Below are 11,476 nucleotides of genomic sequence, written 5' to 3'. Positions count from 1 at the left end.
TTTGAAAAACCGATAAACATTATGTCATTTCACCTGGATAACGGAATTGCTCGTGTTTCACTCTCTTGCCAGCCATAACGTACCGCTTTGATATAGAGCTGGCGTACATCGTCAGGAACCGCCAGCGCGCCGGTATACAATTCCCAGCGTTTCCCATCCAGGCTGTAACCGATCGACGCGCCATCGGTCCGGTTGGCGATAAAAATTTTGTTTGTCTGCGGGTTAATTCCCGCTACCGGGGGAAGCGTAACCCGGGTTTGACCATGTGTATCCTGCAAATCTTTAACCAGCTGTTGTTCCTGAATCACGCCGGTATCGTTGGTTTCATTCCGCCATTGCTCCAACTTTTGTCGGAACAGGGCAATCTTGGTTTTATAGGCAGGCACTGCGGCGATGTTATGCAATTGCCACGGATCCCTTTGTAGATCATACAATTCTTCTGCCTCTTTAGGAGCAAACCACTGTTCCTGAGCGGTATCTAAGCCTGCCTTGCTGGTGCGCTACGTTCAGCGCTTTCGTGGTATCCAGCACATCTCGAAAGGCAATGTTTTCGCCATTTGGCGTTTTATCGATATTTTGGACATACTGATAATTTTTGTCACGTACAAAATAGGAGCGAAGATTTATATCGTCCATGCGACCTCGGGCGGAAAAAATATACTTTCGCTCAGGAGGAGCGTCTCTTGATAAATTAATTCCCTTCATATAAAAAGGTATTTTTGTGCCGCTAAATCCGAGTATTGTCGGCGCCAGGTCCTCAAAGGAAATCAGCCGGTCATCTTTTTCTCCCCGGCCTTTCCAGCCCAATGGTCGGTATTTTTCCGGCACATGCATGATTAAAGGAACGTGCGTTCCCGAATCATATCCTTCACGTTTATGCCTGGGTAAACCGTCGCCATTATCGGCAGCAAAAATGACTATTGTGTTGTCCCAGAGTTTATCCTTCTTAAGCCTGCTGAGGATATTACCGACCTGCTGATCCATGACGTTAATATTCTTATAAAATAACGACAATTCATTACGCACCTCTACCGTATCTTTCCAGTAAGGATCGATATTTAATTTATCGGGGTCGATCTCAGGCAAGGTGTAATGCGCGCGCAGTTTATCCCATAGCGCGAGCAATTCTTTAAAAGCGGGCTCGATTTTAGCCACATTTTGCGCGGTGAAAATGCCTGATTCATGGGTGATTTGCTGGTTGAGATTAATGAAAAAGGGTTTCCCTTCTAAATCATAGTTTTCCCAGGCTGCCGGTACCATTAGGTCCTCAAGATTGGCATAAGATCCATGCTCGGTCCATAGAGAAAAGGGTCCGACATCCGCATGACCATCTGAAAATTGGTAATCCGTTTTCGTATCGTTATAGGTAAAATAACCGTTGGCACGCAACAGCTCCGGATACGCTTTTACGTAAGATGGGGGTACACCCTGATATTTATGTTGGTAGGTGGAGGTTCTCATATGCAGCAAGCCGGTAGCCTGTTGCGGCATCCCGGTAATCAATCCGGCGCGGGAAGGCGCACTGACACCTGCCATAGTAAACGCGCGGGTGAACAACACGGAATCCAGGGCCAGGGCATCAATATTGGGCGTGAGCGCATTCGGATCGCCATAGACCCCCAACCGTGAATTGATATCTTCCGCGAGAATCAACACGATATTGGGGCGCTGACTTTGCACCTGCGCGGAGAAATCCGCTGCTGGCGATGGCTGTGCAATTAGCATTGCCAGCAATCCAGGGGCCAGAATTCGTTTCATCATTTTCGTCCTGCCAGACAAAGAATCCAAAAAACCAGATAAACCTTTCCTTAAATGCAAAGAAAGTTTATCTGGTTTTGCCTGCATCGAAATGCAGTAACAACCCAACTTTCGCCGAGATTAACATGCAAATTCCGCAGGACAATGTCACATATTCAAAACTGTGATAGTGATCTCATTTATTCACAGGTTATATCCCAATACCGTTCGCACTAGCCGATGTTTGAAAAGTGAGTCGTCTCACAGACTGATGTTTATCTAAAAAAACTTGCTAACTAGATTTAATAGCTTTATAAGGACATCAGATTAAGGATTGTCACTGCCAAGAGCAGGCAAAACCTAAATCGGGGAAGGTGTTGTTGGCCTTTTTCGATTTAGGTTTTTTTGCCCTGAGTTCGCCATCATCATTAATAGGAGAAAAGCATCATTCAATGATTCAGTCCTTTTAGCAGGATCCTCACTTTAGCTGTTAAGGAAGACACACGACGAAAAATTAAATTACGCGCATGAATTGTCGCTGTCTCATCACCGTGCCTGCTGCGCGCAATAATGATCACCATTGTTGATTCGGCTGCAGTTGTTATTTCCCATGCAGCCGAAATAACAAAAACTCTGGCAAATTATCATGAATATAAAAATAACACGTTCTCTCCTTGCTTTGACGATCGCCTCTTTGTTCTTTAAAGGGATTGCCTATGCTGATGAAAATAAAGCCAGCATCCGGGATGATGTCGTTGAAAACTACCTCTCCGATAAAAAAGGAAGTACGGTGCCCGCGTTAACCGATTTATCGAAGGATTCACGCTGGTATGCGACATTTCGCCTCAAAGGCTCATACACAAACGAAAATGCCCGCCATGCCGAATACCTTCAATTAAATGGCCGGCTTCGGGGGAAAACTTACTTTGCTGATAAGACCGCATTCGTGGGTGATTTCTGGATGCGTGGACAAGAAAATTATAGTCGCCTGCATGGCAAGACCATCAATGAATTTAACGACTTCGATGACACCGTTAAATGGGAACAGTTCAGGGTGGGGATTTCTCATGACGATCTTGGCGCCTTTATGTACGGTAAACACACTGCAACCTGGAGTTTCTTTGCGGTAGATATGGGATCGCAGGGGCTGCTGGATACTCAGGCCGATGCTGGCGTGAAAAACGCTGGCAAATTCCTCTATAAAAAACAGTTCCCTGATAATCTTTTCCTCGCGGGGAGCTACGACCGGACCTCCAAAATTTTTGGTGTGGATGTCGGCTATCAAACCGACGATCTCTACAGTTTCCGCCCCGGCGATTATGGCGTCTACGCCTCGGTACATAACGGTCAGCCTTCCGTAACGGTAGGCAGCACCAGCATTGTAGGTAACGTCGATATCGCGGCAACAAACCGCGGCGACACCAAAAATGCCGATTCAAGATATGCACGCGACAGCACCTCGTTGCTTACCTGGGCGCTGGCGGGTTATGCCAACGTGGGGGGGCCAATATCGTCTCGTCGGACAAACCGCTTATTCAAAGCGTGATAAGAGTGAGTCCAAGGCATTAATCAAAAAGCGCGGCTGGGCTAAGGGTGGCCTGGGCCATTCGGCAACCATGGGTGCGCAAATGTTTCCCGTAAAGGCGTCGGGGTTCAGTTACATCCTGTATAACACCTATGATGAATTTGGCGGAGTAAGTCTCACGCCACAGCTGGAATACTGGTTTGGCTCACCGAACCTGCGCGCCTGGTTGTCATACACCTGGGAAGAAAACGCTAACGATATCACCCGTATTGAATTCCAGTGGGACATTTAAACTCCGTCCCTATTCTAAGAAGGTATTACCCAATGAGAACACTTATAAGCTCAGTACATAACGACCAGCTGCGACAATTCCGCCACTCGCACGAGAAGGCAGAGAGTGGGCAAATTAACGTACTCCCGCGTTATCCACAGAAAAAAGGCCCGGTATGCTCGCCACCGGCACCGGCACCGGCACCGGCACCGGCACCGCCATCGCCGGGTTGTTAATAACCTCCTGTGCGGCGGCGGTACAAACGCCCGCTAACACAGACCAGAACAAACAGCCCAACGTAATTATGATTGTGTTAGACGACATGGGCTTTGGCGATATTGGCGCGTTTGGCTCTGAAATTAAAACGCCTAATATCGATTTGCTGGCTTACTCAGGGCTGCGCTATAACCGTTTTGATACCAGTTCAATGTTCGCCACCACTCGCGCGGCCCTCATGACAGGACGTAATAATCAAACCGTCAATATGGAAGAATTACCGCCGAAAGGTACCCCGGCACCGTCCCCTGACACTCCCCTGGGCGCCGGTCCGGCCAATAGCGGCGAGATGCCAGTCAATGCACAAAATGTGTCGCAGGCGTTACAAACCGCCGGGTATGCCACCTTTGCCCTGGGTAAATGGCATATGGCCACTGAGTACAAGGATGCGCCGGAACGCAACCAGACATTCTGGCCAAAACAGCGGGGCTTTGATTATTACTATGGATTCCTGGGCGGTCATTCGCCGCAATATCATCCGGATTTGGTAGAAAACAATAAAGAACTTCCCAAACCAGCCTGGCTATCACCTTTCGGTCGATCACGCCATTAATGCGTTCAAACAAAAATCGGATAAACCTAAATTTGTCTATTTAGCCTTTGGCGCGGCGCATTCGCCGCTACAGGTTCCTAAATCCTATATCGAGGCTTACAAAGGCAAATATAGTCAGGGCTGGGATAAGCTGCGGCTCGAACGTTTTGAGCGTCAGAAAAAATTGGGCGTGATCCCGGCAAATACCGTTCTTCCGCCGCGTGAGAAAGGCGATGCCGCATGGGATTCATTGGATGAACAACACAAACGCGTTTTCAGCCGCTTCATGGAAACCTATGCCGGGTTTATCACCCATACCGACGAACAAATCGGCAGACTGGTTGCGTATTTAAAATCGACCCAACAACTTGATAATACCCTGGTGATGTTTATCACCGATAACGGCGCCGTTTCCGAAGGCGGTCCGAACGGTGGTTTCCGTCACGCTTACGGGGACAAGACGACGGTTGCGGAAATGGATGCGCATCTCGATGAAGCGGGCGGCCCTGATACGGATATGCTTTATCAACGTCCGTGGGCCTATGCGGGCAGCACGCCTTTCCGCCGCTATAAATTATGGCCGTATCTGGGCGGCATTCGCACCCCGATGATTGTCTCCTGGCCCAACCACATTCAGACCCCGGGCGCCATTCGCCACCAGTATGTCAGCGTTATTGACCTGGCGCCGACGATCCTGGACGCCGCCGGCACCCAATTTGCCGATGAGGTTCAGGGCGTGAAGCAAATACCGGTAGCCGGTAAATCGTTCCTGCCAACGTTTACTTCCGCTACGGCAAAAACCCGTGATGTCCAGTATTTTGAGCTACGTGGGCAGAGAGCCATCACCCAGGGTGATTGGCGTGCGGTGGCTATGCATCGGATAGGCACCGATTACGCGACTGACCAGTGGCAGTTATTTAATACGGCTAACGATTATTCAGAAGCCAATGACCTCGCGGCCAAGTACCCCGAAAAACTGGCAGAGATGAAAACGTTGTGGCAACAAGAAGCGCAAAAATACAGTAATCCCTCCGTTATCGATCCCGTCCCGTTCTTTTATAAATTCAACCGCATGGAGGATGTCTTGCCCGCACCGCACTAAAGCGGACGACTTCGGATTCGAGGCCAGGCGTCACCGGGCCTCTATTTTCAGCGGCGCGTTCATCGCGCCGTTAATGATTCCTTCTCCCCCTTGAACCTTGCGCTAACCTGCCTCGCGGTGTGGATAAAGTGCCCGATGAGGGTGTTATTTCTACCGTCTCGCCAGGCAATATTGAGTTGCGCGCTGGGAGAATCAATACCGCCAATAGGACGGTAAACCACCCCATGATTGTTATTTTGCGCCACAGACAATGGCAGAAACGCCATTCCCATACCAGCCACGACCAGGCTGAGCAAGGCGTGCAACTGATTCACTTCCTGGACCACTATCGGCAGCATGCCATGACGGGCGAATATGGCATCCCAATTGCTGTAGATATATTTGGCCTTTTGCTTGGAGGTGAAGAGAAATTTTTCTTGGATTAACGCGCGGATATGAATCTCAGGCTGTGCCGCCAGGTCGTGCGCTTCATGCATCGCCACCACGTAAGGTTCCCGCAGCAGGGTCGCGGATCGCATCCATTCCGCCTCGTAAAGCGGCAGCAGCAGTCCAATATCAATGCGGTCATCCTGTAGCGCGTCAAATTGCTCGGCGGAAGTCATCTCATGCAGCACTAATTCGACATCCGGAAAGGTTTTACGAAAATGCATGACCAGCGGCGAAAGCAAACTAAACGGTGCCGCGTCAACATAGGCAATGGCTATTTTTCCTACTTGTCCCCGCGCAGCACGTCGGGCGGTTTCCGCCGCTGTCGCCATATCGTTAATCACTTTCTGCGCTTCCGGCAAGAAAACATGCCCGCATTCTGATAAACGGACGCTACGTTTGGTGCGTTCAAAAAGTTCAACCCACAGCTGTTTTTCGAGGCGGGCGATCTGCTGGCTGAGCGCTGATTGCGTGACGTAAAGCCGTTTTGCCGCGCGGCTGAATTGCAACTCTTCAGCCAGCACGACAAATGACGTTAAACTTTTTTGATCCATAACTGTGACCTTGGTGAAGTTAATACATAAGTAATTAGTAAATCTAATTTGTAGCTCATTTTTTATTACATATCATTTTTAATGGCAACACTGTCACCCGGGGAATCGTTTCCAGAGCCAGCAATAACACCATCATCATCGGAAAGAGTGGAAAAAAATGAGCGAAAACACCACAGAGATGGCGAGCGCGCCAATCAAACGCCCCCATGTACTGTTTATCACGGTGGATCAATGGCCTGGGCACCTGTTTGGCTTTGCAGGTAACCGTTTCATTGAAACGCCCACCATTGATAATTTGGCGCGTTCGGGCGTTCATTTTCCCAATACCTGGTCCCCCTGCCCTATCTGCATCCCGGCGCGCAGAACGATCATGACCGGAGCGACGTCGAGAAAACACGGCGATCGCATCTTCCAGCCTGCTCTGCCAATGCCGGCTATGCCTACGCTTGCGGGCGCGTTTACGCGCGCAGGTTATCAAACCTCCGCCACCGGAAAACTGCATGTTTACCCGACGCGCGATCGTATTGGTTTTGAAGAAGCCTTCATCGCCGAAGAGGGGCGCAGCCATCTGGGCGGCGTGGACGATTATGAAATTTTCCTGGCGGAAAATGGCTTCGCCGGTCAGCAGTTTATGCATGGGATGAGCAACAACGAATACAGCTGGCGGACGTGGCATCTCGACGAAAGGCTGCATATGACCAATTGGATAACCCAAACGGCCGCCAAAAATATTCGGCGCCGGGATCCTACGCGCCCCGCATTCTGGTACGTTTCCTACAGCCAGCCTCATCCGCCTATCGTGCCGCCCAGCGCCTATTTCGATCGCTATCGTCAGCGCAACATTGATGGCCCGCAGCAAAGCGACTGGTCACGGGCGGACGATCTTCCCTATGCGCTCGCCGTTAATCAGCAGCTCAAACCGCCTTTGCCACCGGAACAGTACGACGATATGCGACGCGCGTTTTATGCGCAATGCACCCACATCGACCACCAAATTCGCATCTTGATAGGTTCGCTGCGGGAGGAAGGCATTTTGGATGACACCATCATTGTCTTTACCAGCGATCATGGCGATATGCTTGGCGATCACGGAATGTATGCCAAACGCTATTTTTATCAGGGCTCCGCGCAAATACCGATGATTGTTGTCGATCGGGCGAATTCAACGTCCATTCAACCCGGCAGCGTGGATAACCGTCTGGTGGGATTACAGGACATCATGCCGACGCTGTTGACGCTGTGCGATATCGCCGTGCCGGAGAGTTGTGATGGTCTTCCCATGACAGGCGAGCAGCAGCGCAGCACATTCTATGGCGAGAGCCTGGAAGGCGCGCTGGCCACCCGGATGCTGACCGATGGGCGCTTCAAGCTGCTCTGGTACCCGGCGGGCAATCATTTCCATCTGTTTGATTTAGCCAACGATCCCGGCGAGCAACACAATCTTTACGGACAAGAATCGTTGCAGGATGTCATCGCCGATCTGAGGGCGGCGCTACGGCATGAGCTTTACGGCAGCGATCTGGCATGGATCAAAAATGGCGACTTGGTCGGCTGCGAAACTCCGGAATTCGTCACTCCCGTCAACCGGGGACTTTCTGGTCAGCGGGGTATTCATTTCCCGCCGCTGGCAACAGCGTCTGACCCGGGGCAGGTTGTCGGCTTCGGTTAATACAAAAAAAAAGGTAGAACATCATGTCTCAGGAAACCTCTCTTAAGCCTATGGACACATTAGATACTGATAGCGAAGTGATCAAAAAACATTTAATAAAATTGCCTTACGTTTACTCCCCTTCTTGGTGCTGTGCTATTTCGCCGCCTTCATTGACCGGGTAAATGTCGGGTTCGCCGCCTTAACCATGCGTGAGGATATAGGCTTATCCGCTACCGCTTTCGGTCTCGGCAGCGGTATTTTTTTCATCAGCTATTTTATTTTTGAAGTGCCAAGTAATCTGATGTTAGCTCGAGTGGGCGCCAGACGCTGGATTGCGCGCATCATGATCACTTGGGGGCTTTTATCCGCCTGTACGGCATTTGTTTGGGATGCAAAATCATTCCTTGCCTTGCGTTTCCTATTAGGCGCGGCGGAGGCCGGTTTTTATCCAGGCATCCTTTATTATCTGACGCAGTGGTTCCCGAATAAACGCCGCGCGCAGATCGTCGGATTTCTTTTGCTGTCAAATCCTCTGGCGACCATTATCGGCGGTCCGATATCGGGGCTGATTCTAGCTGGCGGCGCGCATAGTGGGCTGGAAGGATGGCAATGGCTGTTTATTATTGAAGCCTTCCCGGCGCTGATTCTCGGTGTCATTGTGTTATTACGTCTGCCGGAAAAAGTGGAGGATGTAAGCTGGCTGACCCAACAGGAAAAACACATCGCGCGTCGAGCGCTGGATGAGGATTTTAGCGAGTGTAAGCATAAATCCCACATCGGCGTTTCCCGTATTTTTTTACACCCGCTGGTACTCAGTCTGGCACTTATCTTTCTCGGGATCTCGATGGCCAATGCAACGGTCAACTTTTGGCTTCCTCAACTGATTAAGAATGCCGGCTTTTCATTTATCGTCACAGGTTTTCTGTCGGTCATACCTTATATTGCGGCAGTGGTGGCACTGCTGTGGTGGGGAAAACGTTCGGACCGCCGCAACGAGCGCGTCTTCCACATTGTGGCTCCGCTATTGCTGGCAATTGCCGGCATTGCCATTACGGCATTCAGCAAGAGGGAGCGCTGTTAAATGTCGTCGGACTGAAAATGGCATCCGCGGGCCTGTTTGCAGTCTTACCCGTTTTTTTGACCTTTCCCCCTCTGTTTATGGTGGCTCCTGCGGCGGCTGGCGGTATCGCCGTCATCAACTCCATTGGCAACCTGGTGGGCTTTTTTGGCCCAACGGCCATGGGTTATGTCAAAGATCTCACCGGGGATTTTGGCACGGGTTTATTGGTGAACGTCCTGATGTTGTCGATAAGTTTGATCACTATGCTGCTGTTTGCCGCTAAAACCGGCCTGAGGAGAAATGCGACCGAGGAGAATAAACCGGCCTCTTAATCACAAAGGGCCTGTATCAACGTCCAGATTCTGTCTTATCAGGTACTGCGCTTTATTGACCGCGCCGGACGCGTAGGTTGCTCATCACTTTTCCCGGGGTCAAACCCTTGGCCAAATATCGCCGTCAATGATTTGCCCCGGGATACTGGGGCACGTAAAGGTGCTTTATTCAGGCCCTTTTGGATGCGCTGTTCTTTTATCACTGCAGTGGGCTAATTGCCCTGCCACCAAAGTGGCTGAACAAAGAAAGTTATTGTCTCGCGAAGGTTTTTGCCGACGTCATTCACAAAAACAAGCGTAGGTGACTTCTGTACCAGGTCGCCGATACGCACTCTTCAGTGACATTGACTCTCGTCATAACGGGCCGGCAAAGACAGGGGATGTTTACTGACCATCCTCAATACTGATGAAAAAAGGGTATAGTAACGGCTGTGGCAGAATCATACCGTGTGTCTGCGGCAGGATCATCACTCTTGGCAAAAGCCATAGCTGTCAAAGCCAGATAGCGGTGGCGCAAACCGGATCCGGCGGCGGGGTGAGTACGCCACTTTATGTGAATGATGAGGACCTATGAAACGACTAATTACCCTGTCCCTATTTGCCTTATTCATAATAAGCGGCTGTTCAACGGCGGAGAAATCATCGTCAACACCGCCTATAGGAATGGCGAATCCAGCGTCAGTCTATTGCGAGCAATTAGGCGCTGATTTATCCCCCTGAAACACCAGACAGTAGCTGTATCTCCAGATAAGAGATAGGCTTGAATATATGTCTAACACTAACGCCAATTTTGATATGACCGGGATCCTGTTAGGTCAAGAAGTCCGTAAACGTAAAACTCCTCAGGAAAAAATGGCCATTATTCAGCAGAGGATGGAGCCCGGCATGAATGTCTCCCATCTCGCACGACTGCACGGTATCCAGCCCAGCCTGCTGTTTAAGTGGAAAAAGCAATATCAGGAAGGAAGCCTCACCGCCGTGGCTGCCGGGGAGGACGTTGTTCCTGCCTCTGAGCTTGCAGCTGCATTGAAGCAGGTCCGGGAGCTCCAGCGCCTTCTGGGTAAGAAGACGATGGAGGTTGAGATCCTAAAAGAAGCCGTGGAGTACGGCCAGTCACGAAAATGGATAGCGCACGCGCCCTTGTTGCCAAAGGCCGGGGATCGCAAAGTTTCTGTAATAGCACAGGTCAGCCGCGCCATGAGCGTGTCGCGTGCGCCGCTGTCACTGCGGATTAAGCGTTCTGCCGACGGCAGGACAGACGCTGAAATACTGTCGGACATCCTCGACATCATCAGCGATATGCCCAGCTACGGCTATCGGCGGGTGTGGGGAATCCTGCGTAAACAACGTCGCGCAGAGGGACTGCCGCCGGTAAATGCGAAACGACTTTACAGGATCATGTGTGAGCATAACCTGCTGTTATTACATTGAAAACCAGAGCGGCCGAGGCGTGAGCATAAGGGCAGGATCGCGGTGGCAGAAAGCGATATGCGCTGGTGTTCAGATGGCTTCGAGTTCGGCTGCGACAACGGTGAAAAACTGCGGGTCACCTTCGCACTGGACTGCTGCGACAGAGAGGCCATAGACTGGGCTGCGAGCACTGTAGGCTACGACAGTTCGACCGTGCAGGATGTGATGCTGAGGTCGGTAGAAAAGCGCTTCGGCGACAGGTTACCCGATACAGCGGTGCAGTGGTTGACGGACAACGGTTCAGCGTATACCGCGCATGAAACGCAGAGGTTCGCCAGAGAACTGGATCTGGAGCCCTGCACAACAGCGGTGAGCAGCCCGCAGAGCAATGGCATGGCCGAACGGTTCGTGAAGACGATGAAGGAAGACTATATCGAGTTCATGCCAAAACCGGATGCGAGAACAGCCCTGCGAAACCTTGCAGCAGCGTTCACGCATTACAATGAAAACCATCCGCACAGCGCGCTGGGATATCACTCTCCGAGAGAATACCGGCGGCAGCGGGCTTTGTTAACTTAAGATACAAAAGCTGTACGGAGA

Annotated in this window: 11 protein-coding genes and 1 pseudogene; 9 read left to right on the top strand and 3 right to left on the bottom strand. The window is 50.9% G+C overall.

All coding sequences use genetic code 11. From position 1 onward, the window contains the following. Positions 1–29 precede the first annotated feature (29 nt). Both JZM24_RS18140 and JZM24_RS00490 read right to left on the bottom strand, forming a co-directional pair. On the bottom strand, positions 30–434 hold the full coding sequence (locus tag JZM24_RS18140; protein WP_246579827.1) for a hypothetical protein: 405 nt from the start codon (positions 432–434) through the stop codon (positions 30–32). A gap of 13 nt (positions 435–447) precedes the next feature. Continuing rightward, positions 448–1,761 (bottom strand): sulfatase family protein, encoded by a 1,314-nt coding sequence (locus tag JZM24_RS00490; protein ID WP_246579826.1) that lies wholly within the window; start codon positions 1,759–1,761, stop codon positions 448–450. A 622-nt stretch (positions 1,762–2,383) separates the two neighbouring features. Between JZM24_RS00490 and JZM24_RS00485 the strand changes: the two genes are divergently transcribed. From JZM24_RS00485 to JZM24_RS00470, 4 genes are all read left to right on the top strand, one after another. After that, on the top strand, positions 2,384–3,283 hold the full coding sequence (locus JZM24_RS00485) for a hypothetical protein (protein WP_215668211.1): 900 nt from the start codon (positions 2,384–2,386) through the stop codon (positions 3,281–3,283). An 82-nt stretch (positions 3,284–3,365) separates the two neighbouring features. Continuing rightward, complete coding sequence (locus tag JZM24_RS00480; RefSeq protein WP_215668210.1) at positions 3,366–3,554, top strand: hypothetical protein; 189 nt, start codon at positions 3,366–3,368, stop codon at positions 3,552–3,554. 154 nt (positions 3,555–3,708) lie between these two features. Continuing rightward, positions 3,709–4,362 (top strand): sulfatase-like hydrolase/transferase, encoded by a 654-nt coding sequence (locus JZM24_RS19055; RefSeq protein ID WP_215668209.1) that lies wholly within the window; start codon positions 3,709–3,711, stop codon positions 4,360–4,362. After that, complete coding sequence (locus tag JZM24_RS00470) at positions 4,307–5,443, top strand: sulfatase-like hydrolase/transferase (protein WP_215669940.1); 1,137 nt, start codon at positions 4,307–4,309, stop codon at positions 5,441–5,443. Before JZM24_RS19055 ends, JZM24_RS00470 begins: the two co-directional genes overlap by 56 nt. Before the next feature lie 59 nt (positions 5,444–5,502). On the opposite strand, the gene JZM24_RS00465 is transcribed toward JZM24_RS00470, so the two are convergent. Next, positions 5,503–6,423, bottom strand: coding sequence for a LysR family transcriptional regulator (locus JZM24_RS00465; RefSeq protein WP_215668208.1), 921 nt, complete (start codon positions 6,421–6,423; stop codon positions 5,503–5,505). A 157-nt stretch (positions 6,424–6,580) separates the two neighbouring features. Between JZM24_RS00465 and JZM24_RS00460 the strand changes: the two genes are divergently transcribed. The 5 genes and pseudogenes from JZM24_RS00460 to JZM24_RS00445 all read left to right on the top strand — a co-directional run bounded on the left by JZM24_RS00460 (position 6,581) and on the right by JZM24_RS00445 (position 11,455). Beyond that, positions 6,581–8,092: a sulfatase-like hydrolase/transferase gene (locus tag JZM24_RS00460; RefSeq protein WP_215668207.1), complete on the top strand. Its 1,512-nt coding sequence runs from the start codon at positions 6,581–6,583 to the stop codon at positions 8,090–8,092. A gap of 127 nt (positions 8,093–8,219) precedes the next feature. Further along, positions 8,220–9,155 carry an MFS transporter gene (locus JZM24_RS00455; RefSeq protein WP_312884987.1) on the top strand — a complete coding sequence of 312 codons (936 nt, stop codon included), beginning with the start codon at positions 8,220–8,222 and terminating at the stop codon, positions 9,153–9,155. A 17-nt stretch (positions 9,156–9,172) separates the two neighbouring features. Beyond that, positions 9,173–9,466 (top strand): MFS transporter, encoded by a 294-nt coding sequence (locus JZM24_RS00450; RefSeq protein ID WP_215668205.1) that lies wholly within the window; start codon positions 9,173–9,175, stop codon positions 9,464–9,466. 570 nt (positions 9,467–10,036) lie between these two features. Beyond that, entirely contained in the window at positions 10,037–10,186 is a 150-nt protein-coding gene (locus JZM24_RS19570; RefSeq protein ID WP_376775499.1) for a DUF333 domain-containing protein, read from the top strand. Positions 10,187–10,261: 75 nt separating this feature from the next. Continuing rightward, a pseudogene (locus JZM24_RS00445) lies at positions 10,262–11,455 on the top strand (IS3 family transposase). The last annotated feature ends 21 nt before the right edge of the window (positions 11,456–11,476 follow it).

Source organism: Candidatus Sodalis endolongispinus (assembly GCF_018777395.1).
GTDB classification, from domain to species: domain Bacteria; phylum Pseudomonadota; class Gammaproteobacteria; order Enterobacterales; family Enterobacteriaceae; genus Sodalis_B; species Sodalis_B endolongispinus.
Note: the sequence above shows the minus strand (reverse complement) of the source record. Positions and strands in the feature narration are given on the sequence as shown.

What these genes read in the sequence shown, in the direction of transcription:
- JZM24_RS19055 (WP_215668209.1), top strand. Translation starts at nt 3,709, where the DNA reads ATGCTCGCCACCGGCACCGGCACCGGCACCGGCACCGGCACCGCCATC.
- JZM24_RS00490 (WP_246579826.1), bottom strand. Translation starts at nt 1,761, where the DNA reads ATGATGAAACGAATTCTGGCCCCTGGATTGCTGGCAATGCTAATTGCA.
- JZM24_RS00485 (WP_215668211.1), top strand. Translation starts at nt 2,384, where the DNA reads ATGAATATAAAAATAACACGTTCTCTCCTTGCTTTGACGATCGCCTCT.
- JZM24_RS00465 (WP_215668208.1), bottom strand. Translation starts at nt 6,423, where the DNA reads ATGGATCAAAAAAGTTTAACGTCATTTGTCGTGCTGGCTGAAGAGTTG.
- JZM24_RS00450 (WP_215668205.1), top strand. Translation starts at nt 9,173, where the DNA reads ATGGCATCCGCGGGCCTGTTTGCAGTCTTACCCGTTTTTTTGACCTTT.
- JZM24_RS00480 (WP_215668210.1), top strand. Translation starts at nt 3,366, where the DNA reads ATGTTTCCCGTAAAGGCGTCGGGGTTCAGTTACATCCTGTATAACACC.
- JZM24_RS19570 (WP_376775499.1), top strand. Translation starts at nt 10,037, where the DNA reads ATGAAACGACTAATTACCCTGTCCCTATTTGCCTTATTCATAATAAGC.
- JZM24_RS00460 (WP_215668207.1), top strand. Translation starts at nt 6,581, where the DNA reads ATGAGCGAAAACACCACAGAGATGGCGAGCGCGCCAATCAAACGCCCC.